We start from the raw sequence: 22,016 nt of genomic DNA, 5'->3' as shown, positions 1-22,016 counted from the left end.
ACTCGCATAGGGGTTGAAGGGCTAGCTGCTGATGGCGGATGCGGCGCCAGGCGGCAGTTCGATAGAGACGTCTATATTTCTCGGCATCTTCACTGCGTTTTAAGCTGGCCATATTAATGTGAGCGCCGTGAGACCGCGAATGAAGATGTTACATGAGAACAATTGAAATCCCGATGCTTTCAGACTTGATTGCGGCCAGAAATAAACTGCGCGATCATTACGATGATATCTTACGGACGCATCACAGTCCGGCGGTAAAGCTTCATTTTACGTTCGATGGCAATCTGGTCGGAGACCTTGGCGAAGCGCTTGCCGTTAAGCACTTTGGCGTGAGGTTGGTGGAAACCAAATCCCATCCCGGGATTGATGGATACACTGCCGATGGAATTTCTACCGTCCAAGTGAAAGCTACGGGAACGAGCCGTGGTCCTGCTTTCCGTAAAACGGAAACCAAAGCAGATTACCTTTTGTTCTTCGAAATCGACTTCACAAAAGGTGTGGGACAGGTCGTTTTCAATGGGCCCGAGCGCTACGCAACTCAGTTTCTTCCAACGGAGTTTTCAAATCAGCGAATGCTGACTGCAAGTAAGATCCGCCAAGCTGATCGCCTCGTCCTAGATCACGAGCGCCTTGACTTCATTCCCTGAAAACGAAAGCGGCCGCTCAACACCGCAATCGCAGTGGAGCAGCCGCGAGGAACCGTCGAACTGCTCAAGCGTTCGGTCTCCTCCATTGGAGGAAAAGAAGATGGCCGATGACAAGTCCAAGCGAGGCGCCGCAGATCGCAGAAGGATTTCTGCGAGCGAACCTTACGAAGTCCGCTATTTCGCCAGGAAACATGGGATAAGTCGCGACGAGGCCGAGAAGATCGTAAAGCGTCATGGGTCAGACCGAAGCGAGGCTAACAAGGCGGCCGAGCGTCTCAAGAAATAGCGAAAGCCGCTGGGAGCAGTGAAGCTCGACCAGCGGCAGGATTACCCGTCGCCGAGAGGAGGCAGCGCCAGGTAATGGGAAATTATGGGGATGGCACCGAGCATAACGTGGGGCGTTAGCGCTGCCGTTGGTTGATCCATCCCCGACGAATGCAGGAGTTACAATTTCCTGCATCGCTGATAAGAGCCCGTTTACGCAGAAGCAGCCACGGTGCACGGCCAGATAGTTACGCCCACGTTCAGCGGCTGCACCCAACTGCAGCATGACGGATCGGCGGACTTTGCCGCAAACGGTTTGGGGTGCAGCGATGCACCCTCTCAACCGTTGGCGACCTCAATGCGCGTGGCGCGACACCCTATGAGGCTTTGCGGACCGCGCGGTTATCGTTGGCTGCATTCCGGGACGCCAACCGCCTTGCGGCTTCTATCTCCAACAGCCGTTCACGAGCGTCTATTTCTTTCCATGTGACGGTGAGGGATGCGATAGCGGTACCAACCAAAGACTTCCCTACACCCACGGCATATCGCGCAGATGCACCACTGATGAGGCCCACCTCCTCGTAAGTCTTGCCGCCCAGGACAGCGTCCTCAAATGGGTCCACGAGAGGGCCGATTGATCTGCGAAGTTCGGCAAGGATTGGCTTGGCATCTATCTGCGCCACCAGAACTTCGTCAGTCACCTTGATGTGGAGGTTTTCCGATCTGATGCGGCTACCTTCCGCCGCATTATCGTTCGAGGCGACGACGACACGCTTCGAGGGTTCAGCGTGGGCGCCCTTGCTCTTCCTTATCTTCGATGAATATCTGATCTCACCATCAGCGATTACGGACCAACCGCTAGCCCCCGCCTTATCAACGTCGGCTTCCGGCGTGAGCCGTTTACTGACGCGTACAACCTCGCCGCCATCCGCCCTGCTATAGTCCAGCCCTTTCAGCGGCTCGGCTTCACAGAGCGCGACCAGCAACCGGTATCGTCTAACAAGTTTGATGCCTTCTTCGTTCTTGTCTCGACGCAACGTCTCCAGGAGCGGGAAGTCCTCTGCTCGGCTTTGCACGGTGGCGGGGTCGCCCTTTGACTGCCGTTTAGCGATCTTGCTTATTAACTTCGCCATGCGGCGTCTCTCCCCGTTTGCTCTCGCCTGGGCCGCAGCCCTGTTGGCGTTGCGCTCCCGAACCTGCTCTTCCGGTGAGCGCGTTATCAAAGTGGTCGCGGCTGGCTTCTTTGTTAATATTGGCTCCCATTGGCCGTTGACCTGGGCGAAGCGCGTGTTGGTTCGGTACGGGTGAGGCTCTTTGCCCGTGAACACGGTCCGGCCCGTAGCATCCAAAATCTCGTCGGTCTCTTCTGTCGCCATGTCTCCACCTCCTATTTTGTCCACTTAGGTTTCGGATCTTTGATCTTTTCCCGGATTGCCTCACTCCAAGGCGTGGGCTGGCCATCGGGACCTTCCATGAGCTTCGCCGCCTTCTCGCGCGCCAGCTTGAACGCGCCTAGCCTGGCCTCCTCCGCTTCGCGTATTGAGATTGACGTCGGCATGGTGGACTTGAGCCGCGCGTGCTGCGCCCCCAACGCGTCATACTTGGCGGTGAGATCCGCAAGTCGTGCTTCCAGGTGACGACGATCAGCAGCGGCTCGGTCTTGCTCTTCCTGCTGAACGTGCTCGACTATCCTAGCCCGGTAAAACTGGAGCGCCTCACCGATCATTTCTTCACGAGCCCCGGGAAGGTCGGAATCGCAGTTCTCGGTGATCGTCCGGATGATGAACTTCCGAAGATCCTCGCCTTTGCGGATCGGATTGCGCATCATGAACGTTGTTGGGTTCACAGGTGTAGACTCCTGTTCTCTTCTTTGAGATGCGGCATGTCTTTTCCTTTCAGAGGGTGGGAGCGCTGCGGTGGTTCCACCACCGCGAGGTGCTTCCACCTCGCCGGGGGTTGTAGGGGGAGAGGTGGAAGGGTCGGTGGAACGCGGTGGAAGGGTGGTGGAAGGCCGGTGGAAGGGTCGGTGGAAATTCACTCTTCGTCCCTTTTTCGTGAAAAATAATCATCCGCGGTGACGATTAGCCTCTGCCTTTGTTTCGACGCCGGGCCTTCCCAAATCAGTTTGATCGTCCCATCCTCAAGGAGCCGCTGCATCGCAGCTTCGAGTGATTTCTTCGAAACGCCGCCGGCGCTTGGATGCTTAGCCATTTTCGCCGGTGCGAAGTTTGTTCCTGGCGATGCGCCGACATGCTGGCCCGTTCTCGAGAAGGTACGAAGAAGATCTATGAAGGTCCTCTCTGCCTGCCGGTTAAGCAATCCCATTGCCGGTGAGGATCCCGCAATCTCAGGAACGAAACATCCGCTTTCCCATCGCAACCGTATCTCGCTACCGACACCGGCGTAGTTGATCTTCTTATTTGTGAGGAATCGAAGATCTGTGTCCGCCTCTTTGTCATCGGACCGACTGAAATAGAGCATGCTGCGCGAGCTGTTTTTCCAGCCAGTGCTACCTGACGACCCTGTGCCAGATCGAATACCCTCTTGCGATGGATGCGCCAGGAGCATGATCGAGCAGTCCAACTCAATGGCCAACTTTCGAAGCATGCCGATAAATTGCCGCGCCTGCCCGCGTTTGATCTCGTCACCGCCGAAGAGATCCGCGACAGTATCGAGTACGATGAAACGCGGCTCGAAGCTTCGAGCTAGCTCGCAGAACTTCGTCCAGACCTTCGTCGGCTGCAGCACCCCCTTGGCGTCAGGAACAGCTAACAGGGCGTCCAAATCGGCCATCGGCACCAGCCGGAAATCGCTTAGGTCGGAGAGATGTCGCCCATGTCCGCGGACGATATCGGCAAGCCGTCGATGGAACTCATCCTCTTCGTCCTCAGCGCCGAGATACAGAACCTTGCCAGGCTTGGGCGAAAGGCCTGCGGTGTCTACCGCGAGCGCCGACGCGGCGCCGAACTGAAGCGCAAGCAGAGATTTACCTACGCCACCATCGCCGGATAGGATTGTCACCTGTCGGTGAGGAATCCAATCGGCGATGAACCATTCACGAGGAGGCACTTCTTTGTCTTGCCAATCAGCCGGATTGACCACAGGCAATTCGGAAATGGTCGATGCGGGCGGGACGTTGTCATTAGCCGCTTCTAGCTTTTGAGCAGCTGATTTCTCTCTCGCTCGCTCGACCATCCGCGAGTGATCCATCGGGGGTGTGTTGTCAGCAACTTCTCGTTCCGGGATGTGCTTCGGTTTCAGTATGCCCGCGTCTAGCCCGCGCCGGATCTTGGCCCATGTCTCGCGCTCGCCATCCTTCTGCGCAACGCCGTTGGCCTGCGCAGCGGCGTAGAGACCGGCCTCGGCTTCTGAACGGCTCAGAAGGTTGGCGCCGACGAACCGACCGAGATTGTAAGCCGAGGCGTTGACCTGGTGCCCACGCCCACCCTGTGCCGTAGACGCGAGGATGCGTAGCTCGTCGTCGACACTTGCTTCCACGTAGCGATCGGTAGCGCGGGTACGATAGTCGAAGGTTTGACCTGGCGTCGGCGCCGACTGCTGCGGTGTCGCCAGCTCCATCAGCCACGCTGGCGCCTCAGCGATGTCGAAGTCGTTGTCCCAGTCATAACGACGGCCGTCGGCCATGACGCTGCCGGCAGCAATGACGTAGCCGCCCTCGCCTCGCAGATCGGCGCCAGGACCGATCGACGCTCGGTTCTTTACGTCGGAGCTATATTTCCAAAAATAGTGCCGGCCGCCGCTGGCCGTTGTGGCCGTGCGCGTGGGAGGAAGCTTACCGTGCCTTGCCTCCATCTCGGCGAGCCAAAGGCGGCCGTCGGCATGCCCGGGCGGCACGTCGATGTCGAGAACCCACGCGCCGATCTTCTTTCCTGTGGGGATGCCTATCATGGCGTCGGGGAAACGCGTCCAGAGCCTGCCGATGAGTGGTGTGTTTAGGGTCGCGCCGTTTAGCCCGTTGGAAATAAGAGGCGTCTTGGCGCCGCGAGTCTCGATCTCACCGGTCTGCGGGTCTGCGACATCTTCGGGAGCGTGGCGGCAGGGAAAGACAGGCCACTGGAGACGGTTATATCCGAGCGCGATTTCGAGAGGGGATGGTACTTCAGGCTGCTGCAGTGCTGCTGCGGTCATCGGCTGTTACGAGCTCCAAGTAACTGTTGCGGGCGGCGTCGGTAATTGCTGCAGTCGTTTCCGGCGAGAATGTCACCGACCGGCGACCTCCCAGCGCCGTGGGCGCATAGGTCAGGAGTCGACCGTCCGGCGCTCGCAACAACCGCATTCCGCAGATCCTGATGTCATCGGTGATTTGCAGGTCGAAATCGGCGACGTGCTTCATCGTCCCGCCGCCCAGATCGGCGGCAGGCGTCATGTTGGCGACTATCATGGTCAGCCGACCAGCGCGTTGGTCAGCGGTCCGAAGTCTCTAACGCCTCGGCCGCGATTCTTGGTTGCGAAGAAGCGACCCTTGATTTCGCGGGTGTCGTCTACGCGTTCCGATACGCCGCAAGCCGCGAGGAATGCATCAAGGCGAGCTGATCGACGCTTGCCATCTCGATCGGTCAGGAACGTAAATGTCGCCTCTTCCCGGTATCCAGCGCCGACAGGTTGGGCGTAGATGGTCAGGCGCACCAGTTCGTCAGCGTCATCGACGACGTCGACGTCGACAGCCCGCCAGCCGTACCAGCCGCGGACAGTAGCCATGCGATCGGCAGCTTGGCGCTCGACTATCGCGACGTCTTCGGGCTTCTCGATCATGGTGAATGCGATGACTTCGGTTAGGGACGGACCTTGAATGTCAGAAATGCGCATGTGTCTCCTCTCGCCGGCGCGTGGCCGGTCGGCAAAATGTCGGTGATGTGGTGGCGGAAGCTATGTCGGCAGAGCCGACCGTAATGTCCAGAATTAGGCGGCGCGATGATTGTCGTTGGCGCCGTTCCAGGTTTCAGAACGCCGACGTTCAGACATCCAATCGTCTAGGTCGGCAGTCGAGTAGACCACGGCCCGACCGAGCTTGAAGTACTTTGGACCGCCACCGAAATGGCGAAGCTTATCGAGGCTGGATTTCGACAGGCCGACATAGTGAGCAGCCTCTTTGACTCGGATGTTTCGTTGCATTGGCACCTCCATGTTTCAGGTTGATGCCGGTGATATGATGTATTTTCCGAAACCAGTTTAGGCGAAAAAATGGCATTAAAATGCAGGCAGGCGAAAAGGCTGAAGATGCGCGCACCCAGATCGGTGGCGACTCGGTGGCGACCAGCCAACATTCGCTAGCCCGATACTGTCTATAAGTGATTGAAATTATTGGTGAGAGCGTCGGGGTTCGAACCCGAGACCTACTGATTAAAAGTCAGTTGCTCTACCGGCTGAGCTACGCTCTCCCTCTCCGCGGGTGTGAGGCACCCCGGCTGGAAGTGGGCGGAACATAGGCAGGTGACCCATTGCGGTCAACCGAAAAATTCGGCTTTTGCAAAGGTAAGGCACATTTCTCTCGCGCCCAAAGATGCGTTTCGGCCGGACGCAAAAAGGTGATTGGCAATCCCGGGCCTGCGACGCTAGGAACAGGGCGCAGATTGCAGCCGGAGAGAATGCGTGTCGATTGCCGATATTTCCCTGTGGAGCGCGTTGATAGCCGGGGCGCTTTCCTTCCTTTCGCCGTGCGTGCTTCCCCTGGTCCCGCCCTATCTCTGCTATATGGCCGGCATATCGGTCGAGCAGTTCCGCGGCGGCTCCGCGGTTGTGGTGGCGCCGGATATCAGGCGCGGGGTGCTGTTGTCGTCGCTGCTCTTCACGCTCGGTTTTGCCACCGTCTTCGTGGCCCTCGGCGCCGGGGCGTCCAGCATCGGCATGGCGCTGCGCCAGCATCTTGATCTGCTCTCCAAGATCGGGGGACTGATCATCATCGTCATGGGGTTGAATTTCCTCGGCCTGTTCCGAATCGGTCTGCTTGCCCGCGAAGCGCGCTTCCAGGGTGGCGGCAAGCCGGCGACCTTGACGGGCGCCTATGTCATGGGCCTGGCCTTCGCCTTCGGCTGGACGCCCTGCATCGGGCCGGTGCTCGGCGCGATCCTCGGTGTCGCCGCCTCGCGCGAGACGGTCGGTTCGGGGGCCGGGCTGCTGGCCATCTACTCGCTGGGTCTTGCGATTCCGTTCTGGATCGCCGCGGGCTTCTCCGGCGCCTTCATGCGCTTCCTGTCGCGCTTCCGCCGCCATCTCGGCACGGTGGAAAAGGTGATGGGCGTCTTCCTCATCCTCACCGGCCTCGCCTTTCTGTTCGGCTGGGTCAGCGATGTGGCGATCTGGTTCCAGCAGACCTTTCCGATCCTGATGCAAATCGGCTAGAAGAGATTCTTCCCGCCGACCATCCCGCGAAAACCGGACTTTCCCTTGGCCGACATCATCAGCCTGCTGCTGCCGTTCTTCGGCCTGATCCTGATCGGTTATGCCGCCGCCAAGGCGACGAAGCAGCCGGCGGAGGCGCTCGGCTGGCTGAACACCTTCATCATTTATGCCGCCCTGCCCGCCTTGTTCTTCAAGCTCGTCTCGCGCACACCGATCGAAGAGCTGACGCGCGTCGATTTCATCGTCACCGATATCGCCGCCACCTATGCGGTCTTCATCCTGCTCTTTGCCATCGGCCGGTTCGTGCGCGGCAATGCGCTTGATGACTGCACCATCCAGTCCTTTGCCGGCGCCTATGGCAATATCGGCTATATGGGGCCGGGCCTGGCGCTGCTGGCGCTCGGCGAAGGTGCCGCCGTGCCGGTGGCGCTGATCATCTGCTTCGAGAACGCGCTGCATTTCATCGTCGCCCCGGCCCTGATGGCGGCGGCCGGCGATGACAAGCGTTCTGGGGGCCAGCTTGCCGCCGATATCGCCCGGAAGGTGGCGCTGCATCCCTTCATCCTGTCGACGGCGGCGGGCTTTGCCGTCGCCGCCTTCCACATCGATCAGCCGCTGGCGTTTCAGCGCCTCGTCGATTACCTCGCCCAGGCGGCGGCGCCGTGCGCACTCTTTGCCATGGGCGTGACGCTGGCGCTACGGCCGCTGAAACGGGTTCCCACGGAGATCGTTTACATCGTGCCGGCCAAGCTGATCCTGCATCCCATCGCGGTTTTCCTGGCGCTGACTGCTGTCGGCGGTTTCGAGCCGGTCTGGATCCAGGCGGCCGTGCTGCTCGCCTCATTACCGACGGCAACCAATGTCTTCGTCATCGGCCAGCAATATGGCGTGTGGCAGGAGCGGGCCTCGGCGACGATCCTGATCACGACGGTGCTTTCGGTGGCGAGCGTTTCGCTCTGGCTGATCGCGATCCGCTCAGGCCTTCTTCCGCTTCAGCTTTTCCCTTAGGGAATCGGGAATGTCGCGGAAGCCGCGGCCGGGCTCGATGCCCTCGCGCATGACGAGGTTGCGCAGCGGCGGAATGGCCGAGAGGATATGCAGGCCGGCAGCGCGCAGCATCTGCACCGGCAGGAAATCCGAGAGCAGCGAGCGGTTGAGGAGATCGACGCTGGCCGTACGCGTCATGATGTCGGCGCGGCGTTTGCGATCGAAGCTGTCGCCGGCATCGGCCGGCACCGGCAATTCGGCCCTGTCACAGAGGATGTCGGTGAGCGCCATGATATCGCGCAGGCTGAGGTTCAGCCCCTGCGCCCCGATCGGCGGGAAGACATGCGCCGCCTCGCCGATCAGGGCGATGCGACCCTTGCCGAAACGATGCGCCATCATGCCCGACAGCGGCCAGAGTTGGACACCTTCCTCCACATCGACCTTGCCGAGCATGGACTGCATCTGCGCTTCGACAAGGCGGCCGAGCTCGGCCAGCGGCAACTCCATGCGTGCGGCGGCCTCAGCCGGATCCTGCACCCAGACGAGGCTCGAACGGCTTCCCGGCAGTGGCACTTGGGTAAAGGGGCCGTGTTTGGTGTGGAATTCGCTCGATATGTTCTGGTGCGGCAGGGAATGGGCGAAATTCAGCACCATGGCCGATTGCGGATAGGACCAGTTGCGCACGCCGATCCCGGCCGTCTCGCGCAGCTTCGAGCCGCGGCCGTCGGCGCCGACGGCAAAATCGGCTGCGAACGTCTCGCCGCCGGCAAGCGTGATCGAGACCCTCTCGGCCGAGATCTCGATCGATTCAGCCATACTGGGGAAGCGGCTGATATTGCCCTCGCCGGCCGTCGCCTGTTCGAGGATGTCGGTCATGGCCTTGTTGGGGAAATTATAGCCGAAGGCGTCGAGACCGACCTCGGCGGCGCGGAATGTCGTCGTCGGCGCGCGCAGCAGCCGGTCGGTGCCGTCGATGATGCGCATGCTGGTCAGCGGCGCTGCCGCAGGGCGCAGCTTTTCCCAGAGCGCCAACCGGTCGAGGAAGCTGATCGACTGATCCATCAGCGCCGTCGTGCGCCGGTCCTCCCTTGTCGCCAGGGGAGCCACCAGCGCCACATTGCGGCCACCGCGGGCAAGCGCGATTGCGGCGATCATGCCGGCGAGCCCGCCACCGATCACCGCGATTTCAAATGTCTTCATGCTATTGTTCCGCCATCGCAAGAGGCGGACCGGCCGCTTATGCGGCCGGCTTCGCCTGACGGCGCCAACTATAGCCCTTGCCGGCTTCGGCGTCACGCACCGCCGGCTGATAGTGATGGGGAATGGCGGGAAGACGGTTTTCGGCAAGCCGCTTCAGCGCCGTGGCGTTGCTGACCGAGAAACTGTCGATGCCGACGCGCAGCATCAGCGGGACCTGGTCGATCAGCACGTCGCCGACGGCGCGCAGCTCGCTGGTGTAGCCCAAACGCTGGCGCAGCAGCGAGGCATGGCTGAAGGCGCGGCCGTCGTTGAAGGCCGGGAAGGCGACGGCGATGATGTCGAGGCGGGAGAGATAGGGCTCCAGCCGGCGTACGTCGTCGGCCGGCTTGACGAGCACCCCAAGACCGACATCATTGCTTTCGTCGGCCTTGGCGATCAGCGCGTCGAGGCCGAGCAGCGGCTTCTGCTCGCCACTCGCCTTCACCTCGTCGGTCTCGATCACCCAGGGATCGTTCTCGACAAAACCGGTTTCTTTCCAGATCTTCGTCATCATCCCCTCCTTATGCCGCTTCGGCGGCCGAGCCGTAGAGCGCCGTCTTGAAGGGCTGCGGCCCGACGCGGCGATAGGCGGCGAGGAAGGTTTCGGACGGATCGAGGCGCAGGCCGAGATAGGTATCGACGATCGTCTCGATCGCATCCGTCACCCGGTCCGGCTCGAAGCCGCGGCCGATGATTTCACCGATCGAAGTATGTTCGTCGCCGGAGCCGCCGAGCGTGATCTGATAGAGTTCGGCGCCCTTCTTCTCCACACCGAGCAGGCCGATATGGCCGACATGGTGATGGCCGCAGGCATTGATGCAGCCGGAGATCTTGATCTTCAGTTCGCCGATCTCGGCCTGCCGTTCGGGATTGCCGAAGCGACGCGAGATTTCCTGCGCGACCGGAATGGAGCGCGCATTGGCGAGCGCGCAGTAGTCCAGCCCCGGACAGGCAATGATATCGGTGATCAGGCCGGCATTGGCTTCGGCGAGGTCGATGGCAACAAGGCCGCGATAGACCGCTTCGAGATCGGCCAGCGCTACATGCGGCAGGATCAGGTTCTGTTCATGGCTGACGCGGATTTCGTCGAAAGCATATTCCTCGGCGAGATCGGCGATCGCATCCATCTGCGCGTCGGTCGCGTCGCCCGGAATGCCGCCGATCGGCTTCAGCGAGATCGTCACCATGCCGTAATCGGGGTTCTTGTGCGGCTGCACATTCTGCTGGACCCAGCGGGCGAAAGCCGGATCGGCCTTCTTCCAGCGGGCTAGATTTTCCCAGCCCTCGGCGCGCTCAGGCAGATCAGGCAGCGCGAAATAGGCGGCGATCGCCTCGACGTCCTGTTCCGGCAGCTTCAGTTCGCTATCCTTCAGCGCAGCGAATTCGGCCTCCACCTGCCGCGTCAGCTCCTCGGTGCCGGTTTCGTGCACCAGGATCTTGATGCGGGCCTTGTACTTGTTGTCGCGGCGGCCGTGCAGATTGTACACGCGCACGATCGCAGTGGTGTAAGAGAGCAGATCCTCCTCGGGCAGGAAGTCGCGAATCAGCTTGGCGATCATCGGCGTGCGGCCCTGGCCGCCGCCGACATAGACGGCAAAACCGATCTCGCCCTTGTCGTTCCTCTTCAGGTGCAGGCCGATATCGTGGACCTGGATCGCGGCGCGGTCGCGCTCGGCGCCGGTGACGGCAATCTTAAACTTGCGCGGCAGGAAGGAGAATTCCGGATGGACCGACGACCACTGGCGCAGGATTTCGGCATAGGGTCTGGGATCGGCGACCTCGTCGGCGGCCGCACCGGCGAAGTGATCGGCCGTCACGTTTCTGATGCAGTTGCCCGAGGTCTGCAGCGCATGCATCTCGACGCTTGCGAGATCGGCCAGCGCATCGGGGATTTCCGACAGCTTCGGCCAGTTGAACTGCAGGTTCTGGCGCGTGGTGAAGTGGCCGTAGCCGCGGTCATAGGTGCGGGCAATATGGGCGAGCATGCGCAGCTGGCGCGCGCTCAGCGTGCCATAGGGAATGGCGATGCGCAGCATATAGGCATGAAGCTGCAGGTAGACGCCGTTCATCAGGCGCAGCGGCTTGAACGCATCCTCGGCAAGCTCGCCGGAAAGGCGGCGCTGGACCTGGTCGCGGAACTGCTCGACACGCTCGCTGACAAAGGCATGGTCAAATTCGTCGTAACGGTACATCGTCTTCCTCAGACTGCAATGAATTCGGGATCGGCGGGAGCGTAGCCCGGGGCATATTCCATGGTCGGCCCCTGGGCGCGGATGCGCTCGCGAAGGCGCAGCGGCCAGAGAATGCCGTTGGTTTCCTGAACGTCGACGACGGCGACGTCAACGACCTCGTTGTCCGCATAGGATTTCTTGCCGATCGCTTCCAGCGCGTCGACGGCTTCGTTATGGCGGGCGACAAGCGCATTCTGCAGCGAGGTCGACCATTTCCCGTTCGCATCCAGCCAGACGGCAATGCCGTCCGTCAGCCGGTTGGCCGTCAGAACCTTGTCTACCATATTCAGCTCCTTGCAAGTTCCTCGATCCGGGCGTTCGCACGCACCAGCGGCTCGGACAGTTCGAAATTGGCGCCGGCGACGGCATCGCCGATAATGACCATGACCGGCCCGGTCAACTCATCGCGGTGCTGCAGATCGGGCAGATCGGCAAGCGTGCCATGCAGCAGACGGCGGTCAGCGCGGCTGGCATTTTCGATGACGGCGACCGTCGTTTCGGCTGGAATGCCGGCCTGCATCAGCCGCTCGGCGACCGAGGCGGCAACGGTGCGGCCCATATAGACGGCGATCGTCGCGCCGGAGACGGCAAGGCTTGCCCAATCCGGCAGCACGTCGCCGGTGAGATCATGGCCGGTCGTGAAGACCAGCGAGGAAGCGACGCCGCGCAGGGTCAGCGGCAGTTCGAAATCGGCGGCGGCCGCGAAAGCCGAGGTGATGCCGGGCACGACCTCATAGGTGATGCCGGCAGCACGCAATGCGGCCATTTCTTCCCCTGCCCGGCCATAGACCAGCGGATCGCCTGACTTGAGGCGGACGACGCGTTTGCCCTGACGACCGAGCTCGACCAGGAGCTCATTGATCTCTTCCTGCGACTTCGAATGGCAACCCTTGCGCTTGCCGACGGAAAGGCGCTCGGCGTCACGGCGGCCCATATCGACGATCGCCTGCGGCACGAGGGCGTCATAAACGATGACGTCGGCCTCCATCATCACGCGCTGGGCACGCAGCGTCAGCAGATCCTCAGCCCCCGGGCCGGCGCCGACAAGCCAAACGTGACCAGCCACCTTGTCCATCGCGCCCAGCAGCCGCTCAGCGGCTTGGCGGGCTTGCGGCAGGTTGCCGTTGGCGACAGCATCGGCAACGGCGCCGGAAAAGAAGCGGCGCCAGAAGACGCGGCGGGAAACGCCGCGGGGCACGAGCTGTTCGACGGCCTTGCGGTAGCTCGTCGCCAATCCGGCCAGGCGCCCGAGCGAGGGAGAGAGAAGCTGGTCGATCTGCGCGCGGATCATTTGCGCCAGAACCGGCCCCGCCCCTTCGGTGCCGATCGCCACGGCGACCGGGGCGCGATTGACCAGCGCCGGGGTGAAGAAATCGCAGTAGTCGGGCTGATCGACGGCGTTGGCCGGAATGCTTGCAGCGCGGGCGGCATCGACGATCTTCCGATCGTCGGCTTCATCGCCGGTGGCGGCAAAGACGAGGGCCGCTCCCTCGACCTGCTCGGCGGAAAATCCGGCGCGCACGGTGTCGATGCGATTGGCAATCAGGAAGGCATGATAATCGGCTTGCGGCTTCTCGGCGTAGGCGACAATCCGCGCCCGCGTGTTGAGCAGCAGCCGCACCTTGGCGAAAGCTTCGTCGCCATTGCCGAAGACAGCCGTTTTCTGGCCCTCCACGCGAAAGAAGGCTGGAAATACCGAAAGCTGCTCAGTCTTGGGAGACATCATCAATCCACTTCGAAGTTGCCAGAATATGCCCGTGATCGACAAGGGATTGAAGGAACAGAAATTCGAAAGCCCCAGCAAGCGCGTATTCTTTTGCTCGCACCATCGGCGATTTGAGAAAAGTCAACCGTGCTGACAAAACCCACCTGTTCCCACTCTCATTGTTGCGGTGCAGTATAAAGCCTGTGATAAACGGCGTCCACCGACGATTGGCGCATTTCGCTCGCGCCTCCAAGGCGATAGACTGGAAAAAACCGGAGACACCAATGCCCGACAAGACGATCGCAGCCCGCCTGCTTAAGGTGATCGAGGACGATATCCTGCCACTCACCGAACACGGCGTTTCGCTTGGCAACAAGGTGTTCGGCGCGGCGATCCTGCGCAAGTCCGATCTGTCGCTCGTCGTCGCCGAAACCAACAACGAGCTTGAAAATCCGCTCTGGCACGGCGAGGTACATGCGCTGAAGCGCTTCTACGAGCTTGGCGACAGGCCGGCGACCAAGGATCTGATCTTCCTGTCGACGCACGAGCCCTGCACCATGTGCATGTCGGCGATCACCTGGGCGGGCTTCGACAATTTCTATTATTTCTTCAGCCATGAGGATTCCCGCGATGCCTTCGCCATTCCGCATGACCTGAAGATCCTGAAGGAAGTCTTCGGGCTTGAACCCGGCGGTTATCGCAGGCAGAACGCTTTCTGGAACAGCTTTGCCATCGCCGATCTGGTCGAGACCGAAGAGGCCCGGCTGAGAGCGGCGCTGAAGGCGCAGACCGTTCGCATCAAGGCGCGCTACGACACGCTTTCCACCAGCTACCAATCGTCAAAGAGCGCCAACGATATCCCCCTCAATTGAGGATGCTGAACCGAGGCACCATGGAACCTTCAAAAGACATTTCGCGGCTGATCGAGATCATGGCGGCATTGCGCCATCCCGACACCGGTTGCCCCTGGGACATCGAGCAGAATTTTCAGACGATCAAGCCCTATACGATCGAGGAGGCCTATGAGGTCTCCGACGCGATCGAGCGCGGCGATATGGACGACCTCTGTGACGAGCTGGGCGACCTGCTGCTGCAGGTGGTCTTCCATGCCCGCATGGCCGAGGAGGCCGGCGAATTCTCTTTCGGCGACGTCGTCAACGCCATCACCACCAAGATGATCCGCCGCCACCCGCATGTCTTTGCCCGTTCGGAAGCGGATACACCCGACGCGGTGAAGATCCAGTGGGACGAGATCAAGCAGGCGGAAAAACGCGAACGCGCCGAGCGCCGGTCAAGGCGCGGGATTACCGAGGATTTCAAGGGCGGCTTCCTCGGCTCGGTGCAGCGCAGCTTCCCGGCCTTGACGGAAGCGCTGAAGCTGCAGGAACGCGCCGCCAAGGTCGGCTTCGACTGGTCGGCGCCCGAGCCAATCCTCGACAAGATCGAGGAGGAGATCGGCGAATTGCGGATGGCGCTCAGAGACGGCGACCGGGCGAAGGTCAGCGATGAACTCGGCGACCTGATCTTCGCCGTCGTCAATATCGGCCGGCATGTGAATGCAGATCCGGAACAGGCGCTGCGCGGAACGAATACGAAATTCAGACGCCGATTCAATCATATAGAGCACGTTCTTGAAGCGGAAGGCGAGACGCTGGAAGGCGCGACGCTGGAGCGAATGGAGGAAATCTGGCAGGCGGCGAAGGCGATCGAGCGTGCTGTGGCGGCTGGGGGTGAGTGAGTTTGTGGGCGATTTCAACCCCATCCTCTGTCATGCTCGGCCTTGAGCCGAGCATCCACACCACATCCGCCGGCGCGAGTGACATGGATCCTCGGCTCGAGGCCGAGGATGACGGAGAGTGAGGTTGGCTTGTCGCCGAACTAATCTCCCTTCTCCTTGCCCGCGCGAAGGGGATGCCGGCAGGCCGAAGAGGAGGTTGAGCAACGGCAGGAGCGACTGTGCTGAGGCCGAGCAACGAGCAATGAAGGGCGGGTGGCCCACTCACCCGGACCTTCGGGCCACCTTCTCGCCTCGGAGAGAGGGGAACCCCTTACCGCTCCCAATCCTCTTTCGCAGACTTCGGCCCATTGCCGATGCGGCGTTCGAGTTCGGCGGCTTCGGTTTCGGAGAGGCGCAGATCGAGGGTGATCGAGCCGTCCTCATTGTCCTCGCGGCCGTCGACGATCGCGTGGTCGTAGAGCCAGGGCAGCAGCGCCAGCTTGTCGACGGGAAGGCGGATGGTCGTTTCGGTCATCACGCCGGAGAGCCGGCGGCTGATCTCCTCCATCAGCGTATCGACGCCCTCGCCGCTGACGGCCGAGACCGCCACCACATTGGTGGCGCCGGCAGCCTTCTGCACCATGGCGTCGTGGACTTCGGGCTCCAGCCGGTCGATCTTGTTCCAGACCTCGATGAGCCGCTTGTCGGCTTCGGCCTCGTCGATGCCGAGATCGCCGAGGATGCGCATCACGTCGGAGCTCTGCGCCTGGTTGTCAGGATCCGACATGTCGCGGACATGCAGGATGAGATCGGCTTCCAGCACCTCTTCCAGCGTTGCGCGGAAGGCGGCGACGAGATGGGTCGGCAGGTCGGAGATGAAGCCGACGGTGTCGGACAGGATGACCGTGCGGCCGTGCGGCAGCTTCATGCGGCGAAGCGTGGGGTCGAGCGTGGCAAACAGCATGTCTTCGGCCAGCACGCCGGCGCCGGTGATGCGGTTGAACAGGGTCGACTTGCCGGCATTGGTATAGCCGACGAGGGCAACGATCGGATGCGGAACCTTGCGGCGCTTGGCACGGTGGAGCTGGCGGGTGCGCACGACCTGCTCCAGTTCGCGTTCGAGCTTGATGATGCGGTCCTGCAAGAGCCGCCGGTCGGCTTCGATCTGGGTTTCGCCGGGGCCGCCCATGAAGCCGCCGCCGCCGCGTTGGCGTTCAAGGTGGGTCCAGCTCCTCACCAGTCGGCCCTTCTGATAATTCAGATGCGCCAGATCGACCTGCAGCGTGCCTTCCTTGGTGGAGGCGCGGCGGCCGAAGATCTCGAGGATGAGGCCCGTCCGGTCGATAACCTTGGCGTTCCATTCCTTTTCGAGATTGCGCTGCTGCACCGGGGTCAGCGGATGATCGACGATAACGAGACCGGAATCGCGCTCATCGAGCAACGCCTTGATTTCCTCTATCTTGCCGGTGCCGAGCAGCGTCGCCGGCCGGGGATCATTGACCGGGACGATCGAGCCGTTGACGACATCGAGATCGATCGCCTGGGCAAGGCCGGTCGCCTCTTCCAGCCGGCTCTCCGGCGTGCGGGTCGAGGCCGATTCGGTCTGGCCACCGCGGCTGCGCGATTTCAGAACCGGCACGACGACGGTCGCGCGCATATCGTCCCTGTGCTTGGCGGCCTCAGGGATAATCGAATCGTTCTTGGTATCGCGTGTCGAAATGAGGGCAGATCCTGTTAGGACGCGGCTTCTTCACTCTCGAACATCTGCATCGGCTGACCCGGCATGATTGTCGAGATCGCATGCTTATACACCAGCTGCGAATGGCCGTCACGGCGAAGAAGAACACAGAAATTGTCGAAAGACGTAACAACGCCCGTGAGTTTCACGCCGTTGATCAAAAAGATTGTCAGGGAAATCTTTTGCTTGCGAACAGTATTGAGAAATAAGTCCTGCAGATTCTGAGAACGTTCCGCCATCGCGCCGCTTCTTTCTTTATTGCCGACCTGATCTGGCCGGTAGAATATTAATCAACCTCTCCATGCAAGACCGGCGGCACCCTCATTCCACCTGTCCAGCAAATCTTGGTATCAAATCGCAATCTTTTCCGCAACGTCGAAAAAGGCCTCGCGGATTTTCTGCGAGACGCTGCCGGGATGACCGTTGGCAATGGCCTGGCCATCGACGGAAACCACCGGAAAACAGATGCTTGTGGCTGCCGTCAGGAAAACCTCGCGGGCCGCGAGCATCTCTGATACCGAGAAATTCCGCTCGGCGATCTTCAGACCCAGCCGGCCTGCGACATCGATCAAGGTGGCGCGGGTAATGCCGCGCAGGATGCCGTGTTCGGCGGGCCGCGTCACCAGCATTCCGTCCTTATCGACGATCCAGACATTGGTCGCCGCCCCTTCCTTCACCATGCCGTGGGCATCGACATAGATCGCCTCCTGGGCGCCGGCTTCCTTGGCCTGCTGGCGGGCCATGGCATTGGGCAGCAGGCCGACAGACTTGATGTCGACGCGATCCCAACGGTTGTCGGCAACGGTGATCGCCTTGATGCCGTTTGCATTCTTGGCGGCGATGATCTTGGGATCGGTGCTCTTGGCGGTGATGACAAGCGACGGCGGCGTGCCCTCGGCCGGGAAGACATGATCGCGACGCGCGACTCCGCGCGTCACCTGCAGGTAGAAAAGCCCGTTGCGGACGTGGTTGCGGCGCAGGGTCTCTCGAATGACCTGCGTCAGCGCCGCCCGGCTCATCGGCCAGCCGATGCGGAGCTCACCGAGCGACCGGTCGAGACGGTTCAGATGGCGTGTGAGGTCGACGATATAGCCGTGGCGGACCTCGCAGACCTCGTAGACGCCGTCGGCGAACTGATAGCCCCGGTCCTCGATATGGACGCTCGCATCGGAATGCTTGACGTAACGGCCGTTCACATAGGCGATTCTCGGCATGGGAAACCTGATCTTCCGGGAGGCGGTAGAGGGATGCGGCGCGGCCCTGGCCGCAGCAGCGTGATCAAAAAGTGGAGCGTCATGTTGCCCGATAACCGCTGAGACTACGGCATCATGCTCTAAACGCCGAGCGACTTCAGCTTGCGGTGCAGCGCCGAACGCTCCATGCCGACGAATTCGGCGGTGCGCGAGATATTGCCGCCAAAGCGGTTGATCTGGGCGATCAGATAATCCTTCTCGAACATTTCGCGGGCTTCGCGCAGCGGCAGCGTCATGATGTGATAGTCGTTCTTTGCGGAAACCTTCGGCAGCATGTCGCCGAGGTCGGTCGGCAGCATGTCGGCGGTGATCGGCGCATCCGGGCCGTCGGTGCGGGCTAGGATCATCAGCCGCTCGATATTGTTGCGCAGCTGGCGGATATTGCCCGGCCAGTCATGCGCCTGCAGCACCGCCATGGCGTCGTCGCCGATCCGGCGTGGCCGGATGCCGGCCTGTTCGGAGATCTGGCGCATCAGCTGATCGACGAGGAAAGGAATATCCTCGCGCCGCTCGGCAAGCGCCGGCACGCGCACCGGCACGACGGCGAGGCGATGATAGAGATCCTCACGGAACCAGCCTTCGGCGATGCGGCTTTCGAGATTGTAGGCGGTCGAAGAGATGATGCGGACATCGACCTTGACGCGCTTGGAGCCGCCGACCCGCTCGAACTGCTGGTCGACCAGGACGCGCAGGATCTTGTTCTGCGTCTCGCGCGGCATCTCGCCGACCTCGTCGAGATAGAGGATGCCGCGATGCGCCTCTTCCAGCGCGCCGATCTTGCGCGCCTGGCCCGGCGTACCTTCGGTGCCGAACAGCGCCACTTCCATGCGATCGGGCGTGATATTGGCGGCGTTCAGGGCGACGAAGGGGCCGTTGGCGCGCGCCGACTTCTTGTGGATCATCCGCGCCACCAGCTCCTTGCCGGATCCCGATGCGCCGAGAATCATGATGCGGCTGTTGGTCGGCGAGACCTTCTCGATCGTCTGGCGCAGCTGCGAGACGGCAACCGACGTGCCGATCAGTTCCAAGGCATCGCCGGTGCGCCGCTTCAGCTCGGAAACCTCGCGCTTCAGCTTCGAATTTTCGAGTGCCCGTTCGGCAATCAGTATCAACCGGTCGGCCTTGAAAGGCTTCTCGATGAAATCGAAAGCGCCGCGCTTGATCGCCGAAACCGCGGTTTCGATGTTGCCGTGGCCCGAGATCATCACGACCGGCAGATCCGGATGGCGGGTCTTGATCTCGTCGAGCAGCGACAGGCCGTCGAGCTTGCTGCCCTGCATCCAGATATCGAGGAAGATCAGCCGCGGCACGCGGTCAGAAATCGCCGCCAGCGCGCTGTCGCTGTCATGGGCCGTACGTGTCTCGTGTCCCTCGTCGGAGAGAATGCCGGAAACGATCTCGCGAATATCGTGCTCGTCATCGACGACGAGAATATCAGAGGCCATAAACGCTTTCCTTGTCATTGGCTGCGGGAGCAGGCGTCGGATCCAGGCGTGGCAGATGCACGCGGATCATGGCCCCTCTTCCCCGGTCAAAATCGGCGGGCGCATCGTGCAGCTCGAGCTGCCCGCCATGTTCCTCGATGATCTTCTTGACGATGGCGAGGCCAAGGCCGGTGCCCTTCTCGCGCATCGTCATATAGGGCTCCAGAATGCTGTGACGGTTCTCGACCGGCAGGCCGCGGCCGTTGTCGATCACGTCGACGGTGAAGCGGTCGCGGGCGGCATCGAGAGCGGCGCGGACGAGAATCTTGCGCTCGTCGCGTTCGTCGCTCGGAACCGCCTCGATCGCTTCCACGGCATTCTTGATGAGATTTCCAAAGGCCTGGCCGAGCATGCGGCTGTCGAACAGACCCTCCAGCGGCTGGTCCCCGAAATCCTGCTGGAAGGCGACATGCTGGTTGCCCATCTCGCGCAGGAAGATCGCGTCGCGGAGGATATCGCGCAGATCGCTCGGCTCCTTGGTCGGCTTCGGCATGCGGGCAAAGGCGGAGAACTCGTCGACCATGCGGCCGATATCGCCGACCTGGCGGATGATCGTGTCCGTGCACTGGTCGAAGACGGTGCGGTCGTCCTGGGCGATCTGTTTGCCGTAGCGGCGCTGGATGCGCTCCGCGGACAGCTGGATCGGCGTCAGCGGGTTCTTGATCTCATGGGCGATGCGCCGCGCCACGTCGCCCCAGGCGGTCGAACGCTGAGCGATGACGAGGTCGGTGATGTCGTCGAGCGTGATCACATAGGATTCGCTCATGTCGCGCACTTCCTCGCGGGTAACCTGGACGCTCAGCGTCCTCACCGTACCGCCGCGCACCAGCGCGATCTGCTTGCGGAAGTCGCCGCGATGACGCACGGCCGCCTCGGTCAGCACTTGGTCGACCTCGGGGGCGATATCGGCCAACCGCCTGCCAAGCATCGCGTCGGCCGGCAGCGACATCAGCGTTTCAGCCGAACTGTTGACAATGGCGATGCGGCGATCCTGCTCGACGCCGATGACGGCGGCGGTCACGCCCGCCAGCACGGCTTCGATGAAACGGCGGCGGTCGTCAACCTCGTCCTTGGCTTCGAGGATCTCGTCGCGCTGAGTGCGGATTTCCGAAATCATCTTGTTGAATGTGCGCGACAAATTGGCGACGTCGCCATCGACGGCATGCACCGGCACGACGATATCCATATTGCCAGAGGCAACACTGTCGGCCGCAGTGATCAGCAGCCGGATCGGCCGGACGATGCGGTCGGCGACGGCAATAGCGGTCCAGATCGCTGCCAAGAGCACGATCAGCGCAAAGCCGATGTAGAGAACGGCAAAGGCGATTTGCAGCGAGAAGCGATTCGCCTCCATCGAACGGTATTCGGTGGCGTTCTCCTCCATCATGCGCATGGCGCCCATGACCTTGGGATCGACGGCGCGCACCGTGTAGAGGAAGGTGCCCTGGATGGCGTCGAGCTTGATGATGGCGCCGACGAGGTTGGTGACACCAGGCGGGATCAGCGTCGGCTGGCCCGCCGCCGCCTTTTCCAGTGCGTCCTGCGGAATTGCCGGCAGCGGCTTTTCGGTGGTGATGTCGGCCTGAACGATCACCGAACCGTCGCGCTCGACGAGGAAGGCGCCGAGCAGGCCGCGGCCCCTCGCCTGGCGCGTCATCAACTCGGCGAATCCCGTCCTGTCGAGACTGTAGAGCGCACGGTTGCGCTCCAGGTCGTTGGCCATGGAAACCGTCTGCCCCTGCAGGTAGCTGGCATTTTCCATCATATAGGCCTGGCCGATATTGCGCGATGAACTGACGATCGACTGGGTGCGCAGCGCAAACCAGCGGTCGAGGCCGGCATTCAGCGTGATACTGGCAAAGATGGCGACCAGGATCGCCGGCGTGATCGCGACGATCGAGAAGAGCACGACGATGCGGATATGAAGCCGCGCGGCCGCCCTGCCCCGGGTGCGGGCCTTGAGCAGCCTTGCCACCTCGCGGCCGATCAGGGCGAGCAGCGTCAGCACGAAGAAGGAGTTGACGATCACCGAGGTAATGACAACGTGCGAGGTCGGCGCGATCGGCGTCAAGCCAAGCAGTATGAAAAGCGTGATCGTGGCGCAGAGAAGCGCACCGCCGGCGAGCACGAGGCCAGGCACGGCAAAAAGGGCGCGGCGATCGGTCACCGTCGTCACCGCCTCGCCCGCCGCCGCCGGCGCTACCCCATCCTGCGTCATTCAGCCTCTCTTCAGGCGGCACCGCCGCCCCGCCCTCGATCGAAACCAAACAACGCCGGCTCAAAAAAGCCAGCGTCGAAACGAGTCGATCGGGAGCGAAATGTCCAAAACCCTGCGTGACCTTTAAGCAACGCATTGTGGCGAAAATGCAACGCGCCTTCTCACGTTGTCAA

General features: G+C 61.7%; 22 protein-coding genes and 1 tRNA gene. 6 read left to right on the top strand and 17 right to left on the bottom strand.

Going from position 1 to position 22,016, the window contains the following annotated elements:
• The first annotated feature begins 152 nt into the window (after positions 1-152).
• Both J2J99_RS10380 and J2J99_RS10375 read left to right on the top strand, forming a co-directional pair.
• Complete coding sequence (locus J2J99_RS10380) at positions 153-647, top strand: DUF6998 domain-containing protein (RefSeq protein ID WP_168294734.1); 495 nt, start codon at positions 153-155, stop codon at positions 645-647.
• Between the two features lie 100 nt (positions 648-747).
• Positions 748-933, top strand: coding sequence for a DUF3606 domain-containing protein (locus J2J99_RS10375; protein ID WP_168294735.1), 186 nt, complete (start codon positions 748-750; stop codon positions 931-933).
• Positions 934-1,288: 355 nt separating this feature from the next.
• Here the strand turns inward: J2J99_RS10375 and J2J99_RS10370 are convergent, their stop codons facing one another.
• The 7 genes from J2J99_RS10370 to J2J99_RS10340 all read right to left on the bottom strand — a co-directional run bounded on the left by J2J99_RS10370 (position 1,289) and on the right by J2J99_RS10340 (position 6,310).
• The gene (locus J2J99_RS10370; protein ID WP_168294736.1) at positions 1,289-2,287 is read right to left on the bottom strand and encodes a hypothetical protein; all 999 of its coding nucleotides are present in this window, start codon (positions 2,285-2,287) and stop codon (positions 1,289-1,291) included.
• Positions 2,288-2,298: 11 nt separating this feature from the next.
• Entirely contained in the window at positions 2,299-2,757 is a 459-nt protein-coding gene (locus tag J2J99_RS10365) for a hypothetical protein (protein WP_168294737.1), read from the bottom strand.
• 188 nt (positions 2,758-2,945) lie between these two features.
• Entirely contained in the window at positions 2,946-5,060 is a 2,115-nt protein-coding gene (locus J2J99_RS10360) for a bifunctional DNA primase/polymerase (protein ID WP_168294738.1), read from the bottom strand.
• The gene (locus tag J2J99_RS10355; protein ID WP_168294739.1) at positions 5,032-5,298 is read right to left on the bottom strand and encodes a hypothetical protein; all 267 of its coding nucleotides are present in this window, start codon (positions 5,296-5,298) and stop codon (positions 5,032-5,034) included. Before J2J99_RS10355 ends, J2J99_RS10360 begins: the two co-directional genes overlap by 29 nt.
• A 17-nt stretch (positions 5,299-5,315) precedes the next feature.
• Positions 5,316-5,738, bottom strand: a complete 423-nt coding sequence (locus tag J2J99_RS10350) for a hypothetical protein (protein WP_168294740.1) — start codon at positions 5,736-5,738, stop codon at positions 5,316-5,318.
• A 93-nt stretch (positions 5,739-5,831) separates the two neighbouring features.
• Positions 5,832-6,044, bottom strand: a complete 213-nt coding sequence (locus J2J99_RS10345) for a helix-turn-helix transcriptional regulator (RefSeq protein WP_168294741.1) — start codon at positions 6,042-6,044, stop codon at positions 5,832-5,834.
• A 190-nt stretch (positions 6,045-6,234) separates the two neighbouring features.
• Positions 6,235-6,310: transfer RNA gene (locus J2J99_RS10340), tRNA-Lys, on the bottom strand.
• 211 nt (positions 6,311-6,521) lie between these two features.
• Here J2J99_RS10340 and J2J99_RS10335 point away from each other — a divergent pair.
• Together J2J99_RS10335 and J2J99_RS10330 are read left to right on the top strand one after the other, a co-directional pair.
• On the top strand, positions 6,522-7,271 hold the full coding sequence (locus J2J99_RS10335) for a cytochrome c biogenesis CcdA family protein (protein WP_168294742.1): 750 nt from the start codon (positions 6,522-6,524) through the stop codon (positions 7,269-7,271).
• A 45-nt stretch (positions 7,272-7,316) separates the two neighbouring features.
• On the top strand, positions 7,317-8,279 hold the full coding sequence (locus tag J2J99_RS10330) for an AEC family transporter (protein ID WP_168294743.1): 963 nt from the start codon (positions 7,317-7,319) through the stop codon (positions 8,277-8,279).
• On the opposite strand, the gene J2J99_RS10325 is transcribed toward J2J99_RS10330, so the two are convergent.
• The 5 genes from J2J99_RS10325 to cysG are packed head-to-tail and all read right to left on the bottom strand — an operon-like array spanning position 8,247 to position 13,451.
• Positions 8,247-9,458 (bottom strand): UbiH/UbiF family hydroxylase, encoded by a 1,212-nt coding sequence (locus J2J99_RS10325; RefSeq protein WP_168294744.1) that lies wholly within the window; start codon positions 9,456-9,458, stop codon positions 8,247-8,249. The two genes, J2J99_RS10330 and J2J99_RS10325, sit on opposite strands and share 33 nt — an antisense overlap.
• Positions 9,459-9,495: 37 nt before the next feature.
• Complete coding sequence (locus J2J99_RS10320; RefSeq protein ID WP_168294946.1) at positions 9,496-10,008, bottom strand: DUF934 domain-containing protein; 513 nt, start codon at positions 10,006-10,008, stop codon at positions 9,496-9,498.
• Between the two features lie 10 nt (positions 10,009-10,018).
• On the bottom strand, positions 10,019-11,689 hold the full coding sequence (locus J2J99_RS10315; RefSeq protein WP_168294745.1) for a nitrite/sulfite reductase: 1,671 nt from the start codon (positions 11,687-11,689) through the stop codon (positions 10,019-10,021).
• 8 nt (positions 11,690-11,697) lie between these two features.
• Positions 11,698-12,012: a DUF2849 domain-containing protein gene (locus J2J99_RS10310; RefSeq protein WP_168294746.1), complete on the bottom strand. Its 315-nt coding sequence runs from the start codon at positions 12,010-12,012 to the stop codon at positions 11,698-11,700.
• Between the two features lie 2 nt (positions 12,013-12,014).
• Positions 12,015-13,451: a siroheme synthase CysG gene (gene cysG / locus J2J99_RS10305; protein ID WP_168294947.1), complete on the bottom strand. Its 1,437-nt coding sequence runs from the start codon at positions 13,449-13,451 to the stop codon at positions 12,015-12,017.
• A gap of 266 nt (positions 13,452-13,717) precedes the next feature.
• Between cysG and J2J99_RS10300 the strand changes: the two genes are divergently transcribed.
• Together J2J99_RS10300 and mazG are read left to right on the top strand one after the other, a co-directional pair.
• Positions 13,718-14,305, top strand: a complete 588-nt coding sequence (locus J2J99_RS10300) for a deaminase (protein ID WP_168294747.1) — start codon at positions 13,718-13,720, stop codon at positions 14,303-14,305.
• A 20-nt stretch (positions 14,306-14,325) separates the two neighbouring features.
• Positions 14,326-15,171 (top strand): nucleoside triphosphate pyrophosphohydrolase, encoded by an 846-nt coding sequence (gene mazG, locus J2J99_RS10295; protein WP_168294748.1) that lies wholly within the window; start codon positions 14,326-14,328, stop codon positions 15,169-15,171.
• A 310-nt stretch (positions 15,172-15,481) separates the two neighbouring features.
• Here the strand turns inward: mazG and hflX are convergent, their stop codons facing one another.
• The 5 genes from hflX to J2J99_RS10270 form a co-directional block, all read right to left on the bottom strand.
• The gene (gene hflX, locus J2J99_RS10290) at positions 15,482-16,807 is read right to left on the bottom strand and encodes a GTPase HflX (protein WP_168294749.1); all 1,326 of its coding nucleotides are present in this window, start codon (positions 16,805-16,807) and stop codon (positions 15,482-15,484) included.
• A gap of 77 nt (positions 16,808-16,884) precedes the next feature.
• A complete protein-coding gene (gene hfq, locus J2J99_RS10285) occupies positions 16,885-17,127 on the bottom strand; it encodes an RNA chaperone Hfq (protein ID WP_003539403.1) in 243 nt (80 codons plus the stop codon).
• Between the two features lie 111 nt (positions 17,128-17,238).
• Entirely contained in the window at positions 17,239-18,102 is an 864-nt protein-coding gene (locus J2J99_RS10280) for a D-amino-acid transaminase (protein WP_168294750.1), read from the bottom strand.
• Positions 18,103-18,221: 119 nt separating this feature from the next.
• Entirely contained in the window at positions 18,222-19,586 is a 1,365-nt protein-coding gene (gene ntrX, locus J2J99_RS10275; protein WP_064683635.1) for a nitrogen assimilation response regulator NtrX, read from the bottom strand.
• Complete coding sequence (locus tag J2J99_RS10270) at positions 19,576-21,843, bottom strand: sensor histidine kinase NtrY-like (RefSeq protein ID WP_168294751.1); 2,268 nt, start codon at positions 21,841-21,843, stop codon at positions 19,576-19,578. Before J2J99_RS10270 ends, ntrX begins: the two co-directional genes overlap by 11 nt.
• Between the last annotated feature and the right edge of the window lie 173 nt (positions 21,844-22,016).

Origin of the sequence: Rhizobium binae, assembly GCF_017357225.1 — a bacterium.
Lineage (GTDB): Bacteria > Pseudomonadota > Alphaproteobacteria > Rhizobiales > Rhizobiaceae > Rhizobium > Rhizobium binae.
The sequence above is the reverse complement of the archived record's forward strand: the minus strand, read 5'-3'. Positions and strand labels throughout refer to the sequence as shown.